The organism is Salinivibrio sp. SS2 (assembly GCF_001722075.1).
GTDB lineage: Bacteria > Pseudomonadota > Gammaproteobacteria > Enterobacterales > Vibrionaceae > Salinivibrio > Salinivibrio proteolyticus.
Window position 1 is genome coordinate 25579 of record NZ_MEBP01000082.1, and the last position, 20201, is coordinate 45779.

Consider the following 20201-nt stretch of genomic DNA (forward strand, 5'->3'; position numbering starts at 1 on the left):
CTGGATTGATTTTAAGCCTGATGACCGAATAATCCGAGATAACAATGGCGCAGCTTTATTTTTATTACTCCGCAATGAATGCCGGTAAGTCGACAACACTTTTGCAATCAGCCTTTAATTATCAAGAGCGAGGCATGCAGCCCCTGTTATATACAGCGGCAATCGATGACCGATATGGTCAGGGAAAAATTAGCTCACGAATTGGTTTAGAGACAGAGGCGCACCTATACCACAATGAAACCAATTTATTCGAACATGTTTCAGCCATTCAAGAACACGAAAAAGTAGACTGCTTGTTACTGGATGAAAGCCAGTTTCTCACCAAGCAGCAAGTGCTTGAGTTAACTGATGTGGTCGATAAATTGCGTATTCCTGTGTTGTGTTATGGATTACGCACAGACTTTCGAGGAGAGCTATTTGAAGGCTCTCAATACTTACTCGCTTGGGCGGATAAGTTAGTAGAACTAAAAACGGTTTGTCATTGTGGTCGTAAAGCCAATCGAGTGATCCGCCAAGATGCAAATGGCAATGCGATCGCTGATGGCGATCAAGTTGTGATCGGTGGCAACGAGCGTTATGTGTCGGTGTGCCGGTTGCACTATAAGGAAGCTCTTGGCTTACTATGAGTATGCCCTGCGATGGGCGAGTGTCTCGATAAGGTAGAGCGCGCCGAGTACGAAAAAAAGCGAACGCATTGCGCTCGCTTTTTCCTTTGCAACCGTCGCGAATAACGCGTTGTTATTTCGCTGCTTCTTGTTCAACGGGGACGATTTGGCTCGCATGGTAGCCTTTCGGTCCTTCTTGAACCTCGTAGCTGACGGTCTGACCCGCTTTCAACGTCCTGTATCCATCCATTTGGATTGTTGAGTAATGCGCAAAAACGTCGCCTTCTCCTTCTTCAGGACAAATAAAGCCGAATCCCTTGGCATTGTTAAACCATTTTACTGTACCAGTTTCCATGCGAAACATCCCTCTTGCATCAAACTTTTGCATACCTTGCAATAAACTAAGTGCCCACTCATGACCTCTGCGCTAGCACGCATCAGACAGCATTTGCTCAAGATGGTGAGCGTGCGATCAAAAAGTGGTTAGTTTATCTACCACAATTCCCACTGTAGTAGATACTTTTAGGCAGTCAAGTATCGATAATAACTTATAACAACATTTTCATAGTAATCCGGAAAAGTGTGAGAGCCTGACAATAAATGCATAAAAAACAATAATGTCATTTTCATGAATCTATCGAGTCACCTCTCACTATGGATGCTCGGTACGTCGCTATTTGTTATAGGTGGAATGTCACTTAATTGTTATAAATTCAGCTAGTTATGTGTTGTATCTAGAGTTATTTATCTCACTATACAAGATGAGATAACCTAGTAGCGTGAATGAAATCGCAATCATTGGGTGTAATAAACTTTGTTGTTTTATGAATAATTTCTTACGTCTAAATACTGAGATAGATTTAGCGCAAATCCCTTTTTCAATCCCATCAACACAGTTGTTTCCACTTTACAGCCGTGGAATGTCTTTATTTTTGTACATTCTTTATGGTGGGGGCTGAGATGTTTTTGTTGAACAGTGAACGTTTTAGCACTTTTACCCCTAGATATATCAGTAAGTGACTAACAATTGTGCAGACACACTTTGTTCGCATTGAAAGGGTTGCTGGAATACAATCTGTGGCTTAACTTTAAAGATAGGTGGACGGGATCAGTGGATGGCAGCAACGCCCCGCCACAACGACAGCCTAGACACCCAAACAATGCATTGTAAGTGGTTATGAGTAATTGGAACGAGTGGGCGCTCCCTGATGCTGACATCGCAGCGTCAGAGAAGACGAAGCTACAACCGCCATCTATGTACAAGGTGGTGCTGAATAACGATGACTACACGCCGATGGAGTTTGTCATTGAAGTGCTCCAGACGTTTTTTGCCATGGACGTGGACAAAGCGACGCAAGTCATGCTGACGGTGCACTACGAAGGAAAAGCCGTTTGCGGTGTATTCACCGCAGAGGTAGCGGAAACAAAAGTGGCACAAGTGATGATGTACGCCAAAGAGCATGGTCATCCATTGCTGTGCACCATGGAGAAAGCATGATTTCTCCGGCACGCTTTAGCGCGGTTATTGAGGGAGGTGCCTTATGCTGAACAAAGAACTTGAAGCGAGTCTCAACGGAGCCTTTGCACGTGCGCGTGAAAAGCGCCACGAATTCATGACGGTGGAGCACCTGCTTCTCGCGTTAATTGACAACGCCGCCGCTCAAGAAGCCTTGACAGCTTGCCGCGCAGACCTAGATGGCCTGCGTAAAGAGCTCGATGCGTTTATTGAGCAAACGACCCCTCTTATCCCTGTTGATGATGAATCACGCGAAACGCAACCGACATTGAGTTTCCAGCGCGTACTGCAACGTGCGGTGTTCCATGTGCAATCGTCAGGGCGCAGTGAAGTGAGTGGTGCGAACGTATTGGTCGCGATATTTAGCGAGCAAGAGTCTCACGCGGCTTACCTATTGAAAAAGAACGACGTGAGTCGCTTGGATGTGGTGAATTTCATCTCTCACGGCACCACGAAAGATGACAACGACGATTTGCCGAGTAGCGACATGGGCGCTGAAGAGGCGAGTGGCGAGCCCGGTGAAGATAAACTGGAAAACTTTGCCACCAACCTGAATCAGCTCGCGCGGGTCGGGGGCATTGACCCGTTGATTGGTCGTGATAAGGAACTGGAACGCACCATTCAGGTGCTGTGCCGCCGTCGTAAGAACAATCCGCTGTTAGTCGGCGAAGCCGGCGTGGGTAAAACCGCTATCGCTGAAGGCCTCGCATGGAGAATCGTAGAAGGGCAAGTCCCTGATGTCATCAAAGATTGCGTGATTTACTCGCTGGATATTGGCTCGCTTCTTGCGGGTACCAAATATCGTGGCGATTTTGAGAAGCGCTTTAAGTCCATCTTGAAGCAGCTTGAGAAAGAAGATCATGCCGTACTCTTTATCGACGAAATCCACACCATTATCGGTGCAGGGGCGGCGAGTGGTGGACAAGTTGATGCCGCAAACTTGATTAAGCCATTGCTAAGCAGCGGGAAGTTACGTTGTATTGGCTCAACAACCTATCAAGAATATGGCTCCATCTTTGAGAAGGAGCGTGCCTTGGCACGTCGTTTCCAGAAAATCGATGTCATTGAACCGTCTATCGATGACACCACGAAGATTTTGATGGGCTTGAAGCCGAAATATGAAGCGCACCACGAAGTTCGCTATACCAACAAGGCGATCCGTGCGGCGGTTGAACTGTCGGCTAAATACATCAATGAACGTCATTTGCCAGATAAAGCGATTGATGTGATTGATGAGGCTGGGGCGCGTTGTCGGATGGCGCCAGCGAGCAAGCGTAAGAAAACCGTGAATGTTGCGGACGTCGAGTCGATGATTGCCAAGATGGCGCGTATCCCAGAAAAATCAGTATCTTCCTCGGACAAAGATGTGCTTCAGTCGTTGGAAGATAAGCTGAAGATGCTGGTGTTCGGTCAAGACAAGGCGATTACGGCGCTGTCGGAAGCGATTAAGCTGAGCCGAGCGGGGCTAGGCGAGGAGAACAAGCCTGTGGGTTCGTTCTTATTCGCAGGGCCAACCGGTGTGGGTAAAACCGAAGTCACGGTGCAACTGGCACGTGCCATGGGAATTGAGCTACAGCGCTTTGATATGTCCGAATATATGGAGCGCCACACTGTGAGTCGACTGATTGGTGCGCCTCCAGGTTACGTGGGTTACGACCAAGGTGGTTTGTTAACTGATGCAGTGATCAAGCATCCACACTCGGTAGTGCTACTGGACGAAATCGAGAAAGCGCATCCGGACGTGTTCAACTTGTTGCTACAAGTGATGGATAACGGGACGTTGACCGATAACAACGGCCGTAAAGCGGATTTCCGTAACGTTATTTTGGTCATGACAACCAACGCTGGTGTGGCAGAGACGGTCCGTAAGTCTATTGGCTTGATTCAACAAGATCACAGTCACGATGCGATGTCGGAAATCAAAAAGGTGTTCTCACCGGAATTCCGTAACCGTTTAGATAACATCATTTGGTTTAATCACCTTGATGAAACGGTCATTCTGCAAGTGGTTGATAAGTTTATTGTTGAGTTACAAGCTCAGCTGGATGCGAAAGGGGTCTCTCTGGAAGTGACCTCCGAAGCGAAGCGCTGGCTTGCCGATGAGGGCTATGACAAAGCCATGGGCGCGCGTCCAATGGGCCGGGTGATTCAAGACAACCTGAAAAAGCCGTTGGCAAACGAGCTGTTGTTTGGCTGCCTAGTGAACGGTGGGACAGTGCGTGTTGTGCTTAAAAACAACCGCTTGGATTTCCAATTCAGCGACCAGATGGAACCTGCATAAAGCGTAGGATAAGTCTGATAAGCAAAACCCGGCGCATGCGCCGGGTTTTTTGATCGCGTTATGAGGATTAACGCGAACGGAAAACGATGCGACCTTTCGACAAATCGTAAGGGGTCATTTCAACAGTGACTTTGTCGCCGGTCAGGATGCGGATATAGTTTTTGCGCATCTTGCCTGAAATGTGGGCAGTCACCACGTGACCGTTCTCTAGCTCAACGCGGAACATAGTGTTAGGTAGCGTGTCTAGCACGGTACCTTGCATTTCAATTACGTCTTCTTTTGCCATTGAATCCTCTTAGGCTTACTGTTTTAGCCAATTTTTTGACCGACAGATAATGCCTCTATTCTGAAAGTCTGTAAAGTTCGGGTGCGAATTTTACCCTGTTGACGCCAAGCTTGCTAGAAAAAATAGCCACTAAGCGGTGGATATAGGCAAGCTAAAGGGTCGCCATTGGTGATTTATAAAGCGTTGGTGCGGGAAGTAATCCGCTTTATAACGCATGGCTGGACAATCATCAATTTGATAGCCCAGATAAAGCCACGATTTTTTCTCGGCGCTGGCATATTCAAGTTGAGCTTGAATGCAGACGCGTCCTAATGAAAAACGATGGAACGGATCAAAAAAGCTGTATAAGGCGCTTAAACCGTCACTCAGCACATCAGTAACGGCAATCGCAACCAAGGTCTCTTCACCGTTATTAGGCTCATACAAATGAATAAAGCAGGGTTGAAGCCAGTCGCTATGGGTGAAGGCAATAAAGTCCTCCGCTTTAGCTGGGTACATATTGCCATCAGCATGGCGCGCGGTGATGTATTGATCGTAAAGTGAAAACCAGTTTGGGTCGAGCTGGTCGCTAACCTTTACCCGCAGCCGTTTTAGTTGGCTGCGATGGCGCTTTTGGCTTTTACTTGGTTGATACGCGCCAACATCAATGCGCAAGGATTGGCACGCATTACAGTGAGGACAATGCGGGCGATACATCATGTTACCACTGCGGCGAAAACCGGCGTTGATCAGTTGCTGGTAACCCGCAGGGTGGTGCATGTCGGGGGATAACACGACCGCGAGCTGTTCGTTCTCTGTCGATATATATTGGCAGCGAGAGGCTGGAGTAAGGCCGACCTTTAGCGCGACGCTCATGACTGCCTCTCACGAAAGTCCGCGATGACGTGCGGCACATATGCGGTTTTTAAGCGCGTGTCTCGCGCCGCGTATAGGGCGTGAATAAACTCATCCCGCGGCCATGCCTTGGCGCCGAGAGAAGCAAGGTGGGGCGTCATCATTTGGCAATCGATGTACTGACCACCTTGAGCTTGAAAGTGACGACAAAACTGCCAAAGCGCGAATTTTGAGCCATTATCGATAAGCGAAAACATGGATTCACCGCAGAAAAACTGTCCTACGGCGACACCATACAATCCCCCTACGAGTTGATCCTCTTGCCACACTTCGACACTGTGCGCATCGTGCTGCTGGTGAAGGGCGAGGTAGGCCTCACGCATCTGGTCGGTGATCCAAGTTTGCTCAGGGCCCCTGATGGCGGCACATTGATGAATCACTGCCTCGAAGGCATGATTGATGGTCACAGTCACTTGGCTTTTGCGCGCCGCTTTGCGCAAGCTGCGGCTGACGTGAAAGTCAGAGGGACGAATGATGGCCCGTTCACTTGGCGACCACCACAGTAACGGGTCTTCTTCACCAAACCAAGGGAAAATACCGCTACGATAGGCAGACATCAGCCGTGCAGCCGAGAGATCGCCGCCAATAGCTAACAGGCCATCTGGATGAGCGAGTGCATCGCTCACCGGAGGAAAGCGAAAATCATCTGCCGCTAATGGCGGCAAAAAGAGGGTCATACCCGCAGTCTCTCCATGTGTTACAAGCGTTGTCGCAGTTGTGCATAGCGTCCGTTTGCCGCCATGAGTGCAGCATGATCGCCTTGTTCGACAATCTCACCGGCATCCATGAGACAAATGGTGTCCATTTGCTCAAGCCCGACCAAGCGGTGAGTGATAAACACCACGGTTTTGTTTGCACAATGTTGCTGTAGTAAGGATAGGATCTGCGCCTCCGTTTGCACATCTAACCCTTCGGTTGGCTCATCTAATAAAACGATAGGTGCGTCATGCAAAAGGGCACGCGCAATACCAATCCGTCGTCGCTCGCCACCAGAAAGCTGTCGGCCTCCATCTCCCATCCATGCATTGAGTCCTGGCTCGGCCAGCAAGGTCTGCAAGCCTACTTGGGTTAACACTTGCGTCAGCGTCTCGTCGCTGGCCTGCGGGCATGCCAAGATCAGGTTATCGCGCAAGGTGCCATTAAACATGTCGACCCGTTGCGTGACGACGGAAATCGCTTGGCGTAACGCCGGCTCTGACCATTGACGTAACGGCTTGCCATCAAGATGGATCTCGCCGTTGCTTGGATCCCATGCGCGCGTTAACAAGCTCAGCAGGGTTGATTTTCCACATCCGGTCCGACCGAGTAGCGCCACTTTTTGCCCCGCATGTACGTGCAAAGAAATGCGGTTTAAGGCAGGGTTTGCAGTTTCTGGGTATTGATAACTGACGTTATCCAGCTTGAGCTCACCTTGCACCGCATCGGCATGTCCTTGCGGCGGAAAATAGACACTGGGTGTACGCTCGGTAATCCGGTTGAGCCGCTTAGCCGCGGTCAGGGTTTTCCCCAAATATTGGAAAGCCGCGGTGATGGGCATCATCAACTCAAAGCTTGCCATAGTGGTAAACGCGACCATTGCAATAAGCGGATCGGGCAAGCGACCACCCACACCATCGGCAGCTAACCAAATCATCAAAACTAAGGTTAAACCGGTTGCCGCCATCAGCACCGCATTCGCCCAGCCGGTGACGTTTGCCATGTTCGCTTGCGCGGCTAGCATGGCTTTTTCACTGTCATCAACCCGTGCACGATAACGGGATTCTGCGCCAAAAAGGGCGAGTTCGGCATGGCCTTGCAGCCAATCGAGTAGGGCGATTCGGGTAGCGGCATTTTGTTCTAATTGCTGGCGTCCATGTTGCTTACCAAGATGGTAAAAAATAACGGGTAACCCCAGCAGTAACGCCAATAAACAGCCGCCCAACGCTAGCCCTAAGGTTGGGTCGAACCAACCCAAAAACAGACCCACGGCAAGGACACCGAGGGCGCCAACAACCATGGGACTGACCAAGCGCAGATAGACGTGATCCATCGCATCAACATCGGCCACCATGCGATTGAGCAGGTCGCCATCACGCACATTCAGGGTTTGATCCGGCACCAAAGGCGCAAGCTTACGGAAAAACGCTACCCGCAGGTCGGCAAGCAATTTAAACGTGGCATTGTGGCTGACGACGCGCTCTGCCCAGCGTCCAAAGGTACGGCCGATAGAAAAACCACGCACGCCAGCAGCGGGCAACATGTAATTGAAGGTGGCCATGCCAGTGAGTCCAGCCACGGCCGCCGCAGCGATAAACCAGCCCGATAAGGTCAATAGGCCAATCGCGGCAAACAAGGTGGCAAACGCCAACACCATGCCCAAGCTAAGACCAAACCAGTGACGCTTATACAGGCGTAAGTAGGGGAGTAGTTCACGCATCGAGATTTCTCCTGTCTGCTGAGGCCAGCATGTCAGCAAGCTGCCCTTGAGCGGCGATATCTTTGAATTTGCCTTGCTGAGTGATGGCGCCATCAGTCATGACCCAAACCTGATCGCAGTTTTCGAGCGCATCGAGGCGATGTGACACCTGAATACAGGTTTTTCCTTGGGTCGCTGTGTGTAAGCTCAAATTGACCAGTTGTTCGCTGTGGGCATCGAGGCTTGCCGTCGGCTCATCCAATACCCATAGTGCACCGTCTTGCAATAAAGCACGTGCAACTGCGATACGCTGTGCTTGGCCGACTGACAGTCCGCCGTTGCGGTCGCCAACGGGATGAGCCAGTCCGTCGGTCAGGCGCATGACAAACTCATCGACATAGGCTTGTGTCATTACATGATTAATTGACTCTGGCGTGGCATCAGGGTTGGCGAGCGCAATGTTGTCACGAATAGAGCCATGGAATAGCTGTGGATTTTGGCCTACCCAACTGATCGCTTGGCGCCAATGGGTGAGTGAGAGCGCTCGGCGCTCACAACCGTTAATGACCAGACTGCCGCGATAGGGTAAAAAGCCGAGCAGTGCATTCAACAGGCTCGACTTGCCTGCGCCACTGACGCCGACAAGTGCAATATGCTCACCGGCTTTGACGTCAAAGTTGAGCGGCCCAGCCAAGACATGGCCATCAGGGCTGAGTACTTCGAGATCGCGCGCGGTGATGGTCACAGCCTCGAGATCGGGTGTCTCTTGGCCTTGTGTGCCGGTATCGGGTTGCGCATCGAGAAACTCGACGATGGATTCGGCAGCCCCAATCGCTTGGGCTTTGGCGTGATAAAACGTGCCAAGATCACGCAATGGCTGGTAAAACTCAGGCGCGAGCACCAGCACAAATAGGCCGGTAAATAGCGATATCGGGGCACCATAGTGGCCAAAGTTAAGTTCACCAATGAAACTGAAACCGAAATAGACGGCCACGACTGCAATGGAAATGGCCGTAAAAAACTCGAGTACGGCGGACGACAAGAAAGCCAGTCGTAGCACTTCCATGGTTCGTTTGCGGAAGGTGTGTGACGCTAGATGCAGTTGTTCGGCTTCTGCATCAGTGCGATTGAACAGTCGCAGTGTCGGTAAGCCACGCAAACGGTCATAAAAATAGCCTGACAGTCGTTGCAGTGCTTTGAAATTCTTGCGATTTGCGTCGGCGGCTTTGATCCCCACCAAGGCCATAAAAAAGGGCACCAGCGGCGCGGTAATCAAGAATATCAAGCCGGAGGCCCAATTGATGGGGAACACGGTGACGAGAATCATCACGGGGATCAATACGGCAATCGCCATTTGCGGTAAATAGCGGGCAAAGAAGTCCTGTAATTCTTCGACTTGCTCGAGGAGCAAGCTAGCCCAACTGCCCGCCGGACGACCTTGAATACTCACGGGGCCGAGTTCATGAAGACGATTCAAGATCAACTGGCGAATATGGTGGCGAATGGTTTGGCCACAGCGATAGCCCGTTCGCTCTTTGGCCCAACTACAGGCCGCACGCAGTAATACTACGGCCCCCAGACCAATGAAACTGGGCAGTAAACTGTATTTATCGGCTTGTTCGATAATGAGCTGATAAAGCAAATGGGCGAGGAGCGCTGCTTGAGCAATGAGTAGCAGTCCAGATGTAAAGGCTATGCCAATCGTCGCAACTAACCAGGGTTTGGCTAACACGCTCTGCGACTTGAGCCATTTCGTTAGCGCCCGCTGTTTAGATTTATCCATATCGTCTTATTATTTTATGAAAGGCCTGCGAGTGAGGCAGAGCAGGCTGCTCAGGGGCAGCCTGCGTGGGATCGCGCGAGGGTTACTTCTCAGCTAACCCGTCAAGGTAGCGCTCAGCATCGAGCGCTGCCATACAGCCGGTGCCGGCTGACGTGATCGCTTGGCGGTAGACATGATCCATCACATCGCCAGCGGCAAAAACGCCTTCAATGCTGGTTTGTGTGGCGTTACCGTTCAGGCCGGAAGCCACTTTGATGTATCCGTTTTCCATCTCTAATTGACCGGCAAAAATGTCAGTGTTTGGCTTATGGCCGATAGCGACGAAGACGCCCATTACATCCAGCGTTTCTGTCGCATCACTTTGGGTGTCTTTTAAGCGCACAGCAGTGACGCCCATTTCATCGCCAAGCACCTCGTCCAGCACACGGTCAGTGTGTAAAACGATGTTACCGTTCTCAACTTTGTCCATCATGCGATCCACAAGGATTTTTTCCGCACGGAAGCTATCACGGCGGTGTACAACATGGACTTCAGAGGCGATGTTAGACAAATACAAGGCTTCTTCGACCGCGGTATTACCCCCGCCAATCACAGCCACTTTTTGGTTGCGATAGAAAAAGCCATCGCAGGTTGCACAGGCGGAGACCCCACGGCCTTTAAAGGCTTCTTCTGATGGCAAACCAAGATATTGTGCGGATGCACCTGTCGAAATAATTAAGGCATCGCAGGTGTATTCACCACTGTCGCCTTTTAAACGAAATGGGCGCTGAGACAGATCAACGTCGTTGACGTGATCAAAAATAATCTCGGTGTCGAATTTCTCCGCATGGTCTTTCATGCGGTCCATCAAGGCTGGACCCGTGAGGCCTTCTGGATCGCCAGGCCAGTTCTCTACATCTGTGGTGGTGGTTAGCTGGCCACCTTGTTGCATACCCGTGATCATAACTGGATTCAGGTTGGCACGCGCCGCATAAACAGCGGCGGTATAGCCAGCCGGGCCTGAACCAAGGATCAATAGGTTAGCATGCTTAATGTTACTCATTCACGTCTCCGGGCAGGATAGAGGTTCGTTTTGAATGGCCTGATTGTAGGTAAATTGGACGGGTAAAGAAAGGGCACCGTGACGGTGCCCTTTGATTGTAGGGTACAAAACGCACATTAATGTGCGGCTTTTAATGCGTCCATGGCATCCACATAAGGAAGTTCAAAGCCTTCAGCCACTTCTTTGATGGTGACTTGACCATGAATAACGTTCAAACCATTGCGCAGGTGTTGATCTTCTACCAAGGCATCGCGATAGCCTTTGTTGGCCAACTTCACGATATAAGGCAGGGTCGCGTTGTTGAGAGCAACGGTAGAGGTGCGAGCAACCGCGCCTGGCATGTTAGCGACACAGTAGTGAACCACATCATCAACAATGTAGGTTGGATCCGCATGGGTGGTCGCGTGTGACGTCGCGAAACAGCCACCTTGGTCAATGGCAACATCGACGACCGCCGCACCTGGTTTCATGCGCTTAATGTGGTCTTCGTTAACCAGTTTTGGCGCGGCTGCACCTGGGATCAGTACCGCACCGATAACCAGATCAGCATTGAGAACGTGTTGCTCCAGTGTTTCTTCTGTGGAGTAGACCACTTTTGCACGACCTTGGAATTCTTCATCCAAACGACGCAGTGTGTCGACATTTTTGTCTAAAATAGTCACATCAGCACGTAGGCCAACGGCCATGCGCGCTGCGTTTGAACCGACAACACCACCGCCGAGTACCACAATTTTCGCCGGTTCAACGCCTGGAACACCACTTAGTAGCATGCCTGAACCGCCGTGTGATTTCTCCAGTGCTTGTGCACCTGCTTGAATAGACATACGGCCCGCTACCTCAGACATAGGCGCAAGGAGTGGCAATCGACCTTTAGAATCTGTTACGGTTTCATAGGCGATACAGACGGCTTTACTCTTAATTAAGTCTTCTGTTTGTGGAAAATCTGGTGCAAGATGCAGATAGGTGAATAAAATCTGTCCTTCACGGAGCATGGCACGCTCAACCGCTTGCGGCTCTTTGACTTTAACAATCATCTCGGCCTTGGCGAACACGTCAGCCGCGGTAGGAAGGATAGATGCGCCGGCGGCTTTATAGTCGTCGTCAGAGAAGCCAATACCGTTACCAGCGTTGGTCTCTACGTAAACGGAGTGGCCGTGAGAAATAAGTTCGCGGACACTTGCTGGAACCATACCAACGCGGTATTCATGGTTTTTGATCTCTTTTGGAACGCCAATGATCATGCTGTCACCTCTTGTTTATTCAGTGTTATCGGCTGGCTAGTTGTTGATATTGTCAATTTTCAGGCTAGTATAAAGGGAAAAAATCAGCATTTGATGCTAAAATTTATAAAGATGTTATTTAATTCGGTATATCTTTTTGCAAGGAAGTAACAAGGTGGAATAAAAAATGGTAGATACCAAAAAAAAGCCCTCCAAGGAATTGGACCGCATTGACCGCAACATCCTGAATGAGCTCCAAAAGGATGGGCGTGTTTCAAACGTTGAGTTATCTAAACGAGTCGGTCTTTCTCCTACCCCCTGTCTCGAACGTGTCCGTCGCTTGGAGCGCCAAGGCTATATCACTGGTTATACGGCGCTGCTCAATCCCCAGTTTCTCGACGCATCATTGCTGGTGTTTGTCGAAATCACCTTGAACCGTGGCGCACCAGATGTGTTTGAGCAATTCAATAAAGCGGTTCAAACACTGGAAGACATTCAAGAATGTCATCTTGTCTCCGGTGATTTTGACTACCTACTTAAAACACGAGTAGCTGATATGTCGGCATATCGCAAGTTATTGGGTGAAACCTTGCTGCGTTTGCCCGGTGTGAATGACACACGCACTTACGTGGTAATGGAAGAGGTGAAGCAGAGCAATCATTTGGTGATTCGCACCCGCTAAACCTGTTTGCCAATCGCCATATTGGTGTCGATCCCCCAAACGATGAAACCGAGCCACCGTGCTCGGTTTCTTTTTTGTCTTAATCAGCAACAATTATGTGATATCTCGGTAAAGATTCATCGCTGACTCGCATCATGCCTGCTGTTCAGGCACGAATGTGGTAAAGTCAGTGCAGTGGCGAATGCAAACCTCAAACCATGGTGGGGAATGCGAATAACGAAAAGTATTAAACAGGTGATGATGGAGTTTTCTTTGCGTCGTGAGCCCAAATCGGCTCAGCCCAAGGTGCGATTGGATGGCGCTCAGCGTTTGAAAGAGTGTGGCTTTATCTTGGTGCTGGCAGCGGCCGTCTTTGTGATGGTTGCGCTACTGTCTTTTAATCCGGCTGATCCCTCTTGGTCACAAACTGCTTGGCACGGTGATGTGCACAACGCGGCAGGTTCATTAGGGGCATGGGTCGCCGACAGCCTCTTTTTCTCATTCGGTATTTTGGCCTACCCATTACCGCCAGCTGCCATGCTGGGGGGGTGGGTTTTCTTGCGCCGCCGTGGCGACGACGAGCCACTCAACTACACGATTTTAGCCGCGAGGATCTTAGGGCTTTTCGTTCTATTCCTAACCAGTTGTTCGCTAGCCGATCTCAATTTTGATGATTTTTGGCATTTCTCCTCTGGGGGGGTGATGGGCGATGTCACCAACAGTTTGGCATTGCCACTGCTTAACGTACTAGGCACCACATTGGTGATGCTGTTTTGTTGGGCAGCAGGGTTTACATTGTTTACTGGGATCTCTTGGCTAAGCATTGTGGATAACCTAGGGTCGGTGACCTTAAAGGCCACTACTTGGTTGGTTAACCGCCTCCGTGGCGATAAGGTGACTGAGCTTGGCAAGCCTGCTGCACAAACCGTCACTGAGTCAGACAAGGTGCCTGACGCGGCAGAGCCGATGGAATTAAGTGATTTGCGCCGCTTCACCCCGTCTCCGAGCGTGAAAGAAGTCCCAGAGGATAGGGCATCAGCCGCACCAAGCACGCCGATTATCTTTGGGGGACAAGCCTTACCCGCCGATGACGATGGCAAAACACTGGATGACCCTGAGCCTAACTTGGGACAGTGGCAAGGGGTTGTCGAGCCAGAAGACGAACCAACCCAACCGAACGCACCGCTGTCGGATGACGCGCCGGAGGATGAAACATTACCGCCGTGGCAAGAGACCGATGCTTCCAGCGATGGAAGTGTTGGAAGTGAAGGAAGTGACGAAAGTGAAGAGGTGGCGAGTGAGCCTGTATCTCATGAAACCACCTATGGCAATCAAGACGGTTTGTCTGAGCTAGAGCGTGCCGAGCAAGCCGCTGGGGCGGCTGAGGACGATGAGGATCCGTTCCAAGAAACGATTCGTAAAGCGCAGCAAGCCCAGCAACAGGCTGCTGGGCTTGATCATCCTTTCTTAGTCAAAGATGAGCCAAACTTGCCAAAACCTGCGGAGCCTTTCCCGACCTTAGATTTGCTCGATCCTGCGCGAAAAACCGCTTCACAGGCGACACGGGAAGAGCTTGAACAAATCGCGCGTTTAGTCGAAGCACGACTCGAGGATTATAAAATCCAAGCGCGTGTTGTGGGGGTTTATCCCGGACCCGTGATTACGCGTTTTGAGCTGGACTTAGCGCCGGGTGTCAAAGTGTCGCGCATTTCTGGATTGTCGAAAGACTTAGCGCGTTCTTTGTCGACCACCGCGGTGCGGGTAGTGGAAGTGATCCCAGGTAAACCTTATATCGGACTCGAGCTACCCAATGAAAACCGCGAGACCGTCTTTATGTCGGAAGTGGTTGGCAGCGAGCGCTTTAAGAACAGCAAGTCGCCGATTTCTGTGGTGTTAGGAAAAGACATTGCTGGTGAAGCGATTGTGACCGATTTAGGCAAAGCCCCTCACTTACTGGTCGCCGGTACTACTGGCTCGGGTAAGTCGGTGGGTGTGAACGTTATGATCGTCAGTATGCTCTATAAAGCGGCGCCGGAAGATGTCCGCTTTATCATGATCGACCCGAAAATGCTCGAGCTTTCTGTGTATGAGGGGATCCCGCATTTGCTCACCGAAGTGGTCACCGACATGAAGGATGCGGGCAATGCATTGCGCTGGTGTGTTGGTGAGATGGAGCGACGCTACAAGCTAATGTCGGCGTTAGGTGTTCGTAACCTCAAAGGCTTTAACGAGAAAGTCAAAGCCGCTGAGACGGCGAATAACCCGATTCCAGACCCACTCTGGAAACCGAGTGACAGCATGGATGAAACGGCTCCTACGCTAGAAAAGCTGCCTTATATCGTCGTGGTCGTTGATGAGTTCTCTGATCTGATGATGGTGGTGGGCAAAAAGGTGGAAGAGCTGATCGCCCGTTTGGCGCAAAAGGCCCGAGCAGCGGGTATTCACCTAGTGCTTGCCACCCAGCGCCCATCCGTTGATGTGATCACCGGCCTTATCAAAGCGAACATTCCGACCCGGATGGCTTTTACCGTTTCCACGAAAACTGACTCGCGCACCATCTTGGACCAAGGGGGAGCAGAGTCGCTGCTAGGCATGGGGGATATGCTGTTCATGCCCAACGGCTCTAACCATCCTATCCGTGTGCACGGCGCGTTTGTCAGTGACGAAGAAGTGCACCGTGTGGTGAACAACTGGAAAGCGCGCGGTAAGCCGCAGTATCTCGAAGAGATCACTCATGGCGATCAGGGTTCCGATAGCTTATTGCCGGGAGAAACCCCGACAGGCGCGGATGGCGAAGAGCTGGATCAGCTGTTTGACCAAGTGGTTGAGTTTGTCACCGAAAGCCGCCGCGGCTCTGTATCAGGGGTGCAACGCCGCTTTAAAATTGGTTATAACCGTGCGGCTCGAATTGTGGAACAACTCGAAGCACACGGTGTCGTAAGTTCTCCGGGCCATAACGGTAACCGAGAAGTGTTGGCGCCACCGCCACCGAAAGCGTAATCAGATGGACGTTGTATGAAAATGAAAGCCTTTTATCGCCACCTAATCGCGATGCTGACGCTGATGTTTGCGGTTGCTGTTCAAGCGCAATCCACTGCCCAGCAGCAGCTGATGGACCGATTGAGTAAAGTGGATGCCTTTAGCGCCAATTTTGAACAGGCTGTGATCAGCCCTGAAGGGGAGCAGATCCACGCTGCAAAAGGACGACTATCTATTGAACGTCCCAACTTGTTCAATTGGACCACGACCACACCCGATGAAAATATCATGATCTCTGATGGGGAAACATTGTGGTACTACAGCCCGTTTGTCGAGCAAGTCACTGCCATGTGGTTAGACGATGCGACCGCACAAACCCCGTTCGTGTTGTTGACCCGCAATCAGCCAGACGATTGGCAGATGTACACTATTACCCAGCAAGGTGACACCTTTACCTTGACCCCCAAAACGGTAGGGAGCATTGGCACGTTTGCCGTGACGGTAAAACCGGATGGCACCTTGACCCATTTTCGGGTGACCGAGCAAGATGGGCAGCAAAGCCAGTTCACGCTCAGCCAGTTTAGTCGTCAGGCACCGGATGCGTCCTTGTTTGAATTTACGCCACCGGACTCGGTGCTGGTGGATGATCAACGTCAGCCGCGTTAATCACGGGAGAGAAGATTGTCGACACTACCGCTAGATTTTGCTGACGACTTTCGGCCGCTTGCTGCCCGCATGCGGCCGGTTTCGTTAAATCAGTACATTGGCCAGCAGCATTTATTGGCCGAGGGCAAGCCTCTTCGCCGCGCCATCGAATCTGGCAGCCTGCATTCAATGATTTTTTGGGGCCCACCGGGCACCGGCAAAACCACCTTGGCAGATATCGCTGCTCGTCAAGCCAATGCGGAAATCGAGCGACTGTCTGCGGTGACCTCGGGCGTGAAAGAAATTCGCGATGCGATTGTGCGTGCAGAGCAGAATAAACAGGCCGGAGTACGTACTGTCCTGTTTGTTGATGAGGTTCACCGTTTCAACAAAAGCCAACAAGACGCGTTTTTACCGCATGTTGAAGCGGGGACAGTCACCTTTATTGGTGCCACGACTGAAAACCCCTCTTTTGAGCTAAACAACGCCTTGCTATCTCGTGCGCGGGTGTACCGGCTGAGTGCGCTTGAGCGTGATGATTTGATTGCGGTGATTGACCAAGCATTGGCGGATAAAAACCGTGGACTCGGTGAGCGAGAGCTACGTTTTGATACGGGGGTGAAAGACGCTCTGGCGGACACCTGTAGTGGCGATGCGCGCATGGCTTTGAACCTGCTGGAAATGTTAGCCGATATGGCTGATGGTGCGGTGACTATGACGATGCTGAAAGACGTCGCTGGGGAGAAGGTGGCACAGTTCGATAAGCAAGGCGACGCATGGTATGACCTCATTTCAGCATTTCATAAGTCCGTGCGCGGCTCTAACCCAGATGCAGCCTTGTACTGGTATGCCCGTATCGTGTCCGCGGGAGGGGATCCCTTGTACGTGGCGCGTCGATTGTTAGCGATTGCCTCTGAAGACGTGGGTAATGCCGATCCGCGTGCCATGCAGGTTGCATTGAACGCATGGGATTGCTTTACCCGCGTCGGGCCAGCGGAAGGTGAGCGCGCGATCGCACAAGCTGCGGTGTATCTTGCCTGTGCTCCTAAAAGCAATGCAGTCTACACCGCGTGGAAACAAGCGCTGCGCGATGCAAAAGCGACGGCGAATGCACCTGTCCCTATGCACCTTCGTAATGCACCGACGGCCCTGATGGAAAGCTTGGGACATGGCGACGGGTATCGTTATGCCCATGATGAACCGAATGCCTACGCCGCCGGTGAGCGTTATTTGCCCGATGAAGTCAGTGATGTGCGTTATTACCAGCCCGTTAATCGCGGGCTAGAAATTAAAATCGCTGAAAAGCTCGCCTTTCTGGACGAGCTTGACGCAAAAAGCCCGCAAAAGCGCTAGGCAACTTCACCCTTTTTGGGTAAGGTTTAAAGTGCGGCTGCACCATCAAGGCGCAGTCGCCTAGTAGTGGTGACATCCACGGTCACCCTCGGCCAATCGCGTTATACAATACGCACGATCGCAGCTTGTCTTCAAATCGTGATGACAAGTGATAATCAACTAATCAACCCGAAAAGCACAGGATTAGCATGCTGGATTCCAAATTACTTCGAACTGAGCTGGAAGAAACGGCTCAAAAACTCGCTCGTCGTGGCTTTACGCTCGATGTTGACGCTATACGTGAACTCGAGGAACAACGTAAATCCCTGCAGATTCGCACCGAACAATTGCAAGCAGAGCGTAACTCCCGATCGAAGTCCATTGGCCAGGCTAAAGCGAAGGGTGAGGACATTGCGCCACTACTAGCAGAAGTCGCGAACTTGGGTGACGAGCTGGACGCTGCAAAAGCCGAGTTGGCTGAACTGCAACAGAAAGTGAACGACGTGGTAATGGCGGTGCCAAACTTGCCAGCCGATGAAGTCCCAACGGGTAAAGACGAGTCTGAAAACCTCGAGGTGTCTCGTTGGGGTGAGCCGCGTCAGTTTGATTTTGAAATCAAAGATCACGTTGATTTGGGCGAGCTTTCTGGCGGGCTTGATTTCGCCAGTGCGGTGAAACTGTCGGGCTCACGCTTTATCGTGATGAAAGGGCAGATGGCGCGTATGCATCGTGCCTTGACCCAGTTTATGCTCGACTTACATACCAACGAGCACGGTTATACTGAGATGTACGTGCCTTATTTGGTGAATGCAGACAGTCTTTATGGCACCGGTCAGTTACCAAAATTTGGTGAAGATTTGTTTAACACCAAACCGGCCACCGAAGAAGGGGTAGGGATGTCCTTGATCCCAACCGCGGAAGTACCGCTGACTAACATGGTGCGTGATGAAATTGTCGATGAGGCGGATTTGCCGCTGTGCATGACGGCACACACACCGTGTTTCCGTTCAGAAGCAGGCTCCTATGGTCGCGATACCCGTGGTCTGATTCGTATGCACCAGTTTGATAAAGTTGAACTGGTCAAAGTCGTTAAGCCAGAAGATTCTATGCAAGCGCTTGAATCACTCACTGCGGATGCAGAGAAGGTGTTGCAACTGCTTAACCTGCCATATCGTAAAGTATTACTGTGTACGGGCGATATGGGCTTTGGCGCAGCGAAAACCTATGATCTTGAAGTCTGGTTACCTGCACAAAACACCTACCGTGAGATTTCTTCATGCTCAAACATGCAAGACTTCCAAGCACGCCGTATGCAGGCGCGTTTCCGCCGCAAAGGTGAGAAAAAACCTGAGTTACTGCATACCTTGAACGGTTCTGGCTTGGCCGTTGGTCGTACTCTGGTAGCTATTTTAGAAAACTACCAACAAGCAGATGGCCGCATTGAAATTCCTGAGGTATTGCGTCCATACATGGGCGGTCAAACGCACATTGGCTAATGAAGTGAGTCAGGGTTAAAGAACGAAGGGTCGGCATGATTGCCGGCCCTTTTTTATTGGGGTGACGACACGCTGTTGAGGCAGGTCATTGCCCTGAACCTGACTGAGGAAACGGCGCGATGGGGCTAAGTGCATCATCGTGTTGGCAGGGATAGCGTGTCAGCACACGTGCGATAAAGCTGTCGAGCACGTGAAGCATAATTCGGTTTACGCGCTGCGATAGCGCAACTTTATGCTCAAAGGGCAGTTGTTCTGACTGTGCGAGCTGGTTTAACACCTCGGTGATTTCTTTTTGGATGTCGTCCGCCAATGACAAGGCGTGGAGTTGACGTAAGCGCTTCGCGAGTATTTGCTGGTGCAAGGTGAGAGATTGCTGGGCGTTGCGCGCGGATTGTTGCTCTTGGTATACCGCATGGCTGTAACGCTGCCTTGCTTGTAATAGTTCTAAAATCGCATACCAGATTTGCTGATAGCTCTCCAAACGGGTGTCGTCGCGTTGCGCAATCAATGCTGGCGGGACAGCTTCATCCACCAAGTAGACGATATGTTGCAGAGCCCGATTTTTCATACGGGTTTGGGTGTCGTTGTCGTAAGACGGTAAGGCATGAAGGTGGTGAAAAAAGAGTCGATACATCGGCTTTTGCGCTTGAGGAGCCAGTTGGTGAAGGTGACGCGTTTGGCTTAACAGCACTTGGTAGTCGTCTGAGCTAATATTGGGTTGGGTGGCTAGGTGCTGAGCATGCTGTAACAGCACACGTAGTTCATGCAGTTGGTGTAAATGCAAATCTGGGCGCTGACGGAAAAGCTGTACCGCTACCACCACCGCGATGCTTAATGCTAATGTTCCTATCATTAATAGCCATTCCATAGTCGCTCCCTGCGTTTCAGTCTCTGATATGGCCTATCCAGCAGGAATCGTGCCTAAAATGAGAGATTTATCACGCCCTGTGCAAGGGGCTAGGCAGCCGATAATGAAAGAAAACTGCGCCGTTTTCGCACTGTGCTGGTGAAGTGATGCACTGTTTTGACGCATTGGCGAATGTTTCACTGATACCTGATAAAAAGC

General features: G+C 51.0%; 17 protein-coding genes. 8 read left to right on the forward strand and 9 right to left on the reverse strand.

Translation table 11 applies throughout. From position 1 onward, the window contains the following. Positions 1 to 44: 44 nt before the first annotated feature. Positions 45 to 626 carry a thymidine kinase gene (locus tag BGK46_RS09425; RefSeq protein ID WP_069588799.1) on the forward strand — a complete coding sequence of 194 codons (582 nt, stop codon included), beginning with the start codon at positions 45 to 47 and terminating at the stop codon, positions 624 to 626. Positions 627 to 738: 112 nt separating this feature from the next. Here BGK46_RS09425 and cspD read toward each other — a convergent pair whose 3' ends face one another. Further along, complete coding sequence (gene cspD / locus BGK46_RS09430) at positions 739 to 960, reverse strand: cold shock domain-containing protein CspD (RefSeq protein WP_069588926.1); 222 nt, start codon at positions 958 to 960, stop codon at positions 739 to 741. Between the two features lie 822 nt (positions 961 to 1782). Here cspD and clpS point away from each other — a divergent pair. Continuing rightward, complete coding sequence (gene clpS / locus BGK46_RS09435; protein ID WP_069588801.1) at positions 1783 to 2103, forward strand: ATP-dependent Clp protease adapter ClpS; 321 nt, start codon at positions 1783 to 1785, stop codon at positions 2101 to 2103. Between the two features lie 43 nt (positions 2104 to 2146). Then, complete coding sequence (clpA, locus tag BGK46_RS09440) at positions 2147 to 4402, forward strand: ATP-dependent Clp protease ATP-binding subunit ClpA (protein ID WP_069588802.1); 2256 nt, start codon at positions 2147 to 2149, stop codon at positions 4400 to 4402. A gap of 67 nt (positions 4403 to 4469) precedes the next feature. Here clpA and infA read toward each other — a convergent pair whose 3' ends face one another. The 7 genes from infA to ald all read right to left on the reverse strand — a co-directional run bounded on the left by infA (position 4470) and on the right by ald (position 12043). Next, positions 4470 to 4688 (reverse strand): translation initiation factor IF-1, encoded by a 219-nt coding sequence (gene infA / locus BGK46_RS09445; RefSeq protein ID WP_069588804.1) that lies wholly within the window; start codon positions 4686 to 4688, stop codon positions 4470 to 4472. A 129-nt stretch (positions 4689 to 4817) separates the two neighbouring features. Continuing rightward, positions 4818 to 5543 (reverse strand): arginyltransferase, encoded by a 726-nt coding sequence (locus BGK46_RS09450; protein WP_069588806.1) that lies wholly within the window; start codon positions 5541 to 5543, stop codon positions 4818 to 4820. Continuing rightward, on the reverse strand, positions 5540 to 6259 hold the full coding sequence (aat, locus tag BGK46_RS09455; RefSeq protein WP_069588808.1) for a leucyl/phenylalanyl-tRNA--protein transferase: 720 nt from the start codon (positions 6257 to 6259) through the stop codon (positions 5540 to 5542). The genes BGK46_RS09450 and aat overlap by 4 nt, the downstream gene beginning before the upstream one ends. A 20-nt stretch (positions 6260 to 6279) precedes the next feature. Further along, complete coding sequence (gene cydC / locus BGK46_RS09460; RefSeq protein ID WP_069588810.1) at positions 6280 to 7998, reverse strand: heme ABC transporter ATP-binding protein/permease CydC; 1719 nt, start codon at positions 7996 to 7998, stop codon at positions 6280 to 6282. Beyond that, complete coding sequence (gene cydD / locus BGK46_RS09465) at positions 7991 to 9760, reverse strand: heme ABC transporter permease/ATP-binding protein CydD (RefSeq protein WP_069588814.1); 1770 nt, start codon at positions 9758 to 9760, stop codon at positions 7991 to 7993. Before cydD ends, cydC begins: the two co-directional genes overlap by 8 nt. Positions 9761 to 9842: 82 nt before the next feature. Continuing rightward, a complete protein-coding gene (trxB, locus tag BGK46_RS09470) occupies positions 9843 to 10802 on the reverse strand; it encodes a thioredoxin-disulfide reductase (RefSeq protein WP_069588816.1) in 960 nt (319 codons plus the stop codon). A 116-nt stretch (positions 10803 to 10918) separates the two neighbouring features. After that, positions 10919 to 12043 carry an alanine dehydrogenase gene (ald, locus tag BGK46_RS09475; RefSeq protein WP_069588818.1) on the reverse strand — a complete coding sequence of 375 codons (1125 nt, stop codon included), beginning with the start codon at positions 12041 to 12043 and terminating at the stop codon, positions 10919 to 10921. Positions 12044 to 12209: 166 nt separating this feature from the next. On the opposite strand from ald, the gene lrp reads away from it, so the two are divergent. The 5 genes from lrp (at position 12210) to serS (ending at position 19135) form a co-directional block, all read left to right on the forward strand. After that, entirely contained in the window at positions 12210 to 12704 is a 495-nt protein-coding gene (gene lrp, locus BGK46_RS09480) for a leucine-responsive transcriptional regulator Lrp (protein ID WP_069588819.1), read from the forward strand. A gap of 240 nt (positions 12705 to 12944) precedes the next feature. Further along, positions 12945 to 15683 (forward strand): DNA translocase FtsK, encoded by a 2739-nt coding sequence (locus tag BGK46_RS09485; RefSeq protein WP_069588928.1) that lies wholly within the window; start codon positions 12945 to 12947, stop codon positions 15681 to 15683. Positions 15684 to 15698: 15 nt separating this feature from the next. After that, positions 15699 to 16328, forward strand: a complete 630-nt coding sequence (gene lolA / locus BGK46_RS09490) for an outer membrane lipoprotein chaperone LolA (RefSeq protein ID WP_096627795.1) — start codon at positions 15699 to 15701, stop codon at positions 16326 to 16328. Between the two features lie 69 nt (positions 16329 to 16397). After that, positions 16398 to 17660: a replication-associated recombination protein A gene (locus BGK46_RS09495; RefSeq protein WP_305793907.1), complete on the forward strand. Its 1263-nt coding sequence runs from the start codon at positions 16398 to 16400 to the stop codon at positions 17658 to 17660. A 188-nt stretch (positions 17661 to 17848) separates the two neighbouring features. Next, positions 17849 to 19135: a serine--tRNA ligase gene (serS, locus tag BGK46_RS09500; RefSeq protein WP_069588821.1), complete on the forward strand. Its 1287-nt coding sequence runs from the start codon at positions 17849 to 17851 to the stop codon at positions 19133 to 19135. An 85-nt stretch (positions 19136 to 19220) separates the two neighbouring features. On the opposite strand, the gene BGK46_RS09505 is transcribed toward serS, so the two are convergent. Then, positions 19221 to 20003, reverse strand: a complete 783-nt coding sequence (locus BGK46_RS09505) for a hypothetical protein (RefSeq protein ID WP_069588823.1) — start codon at positions 20001 to 20003, stop codon at positions 19221 to 19223. Positions 20004 to 20201: the final 198 nt, after the last annotated feature.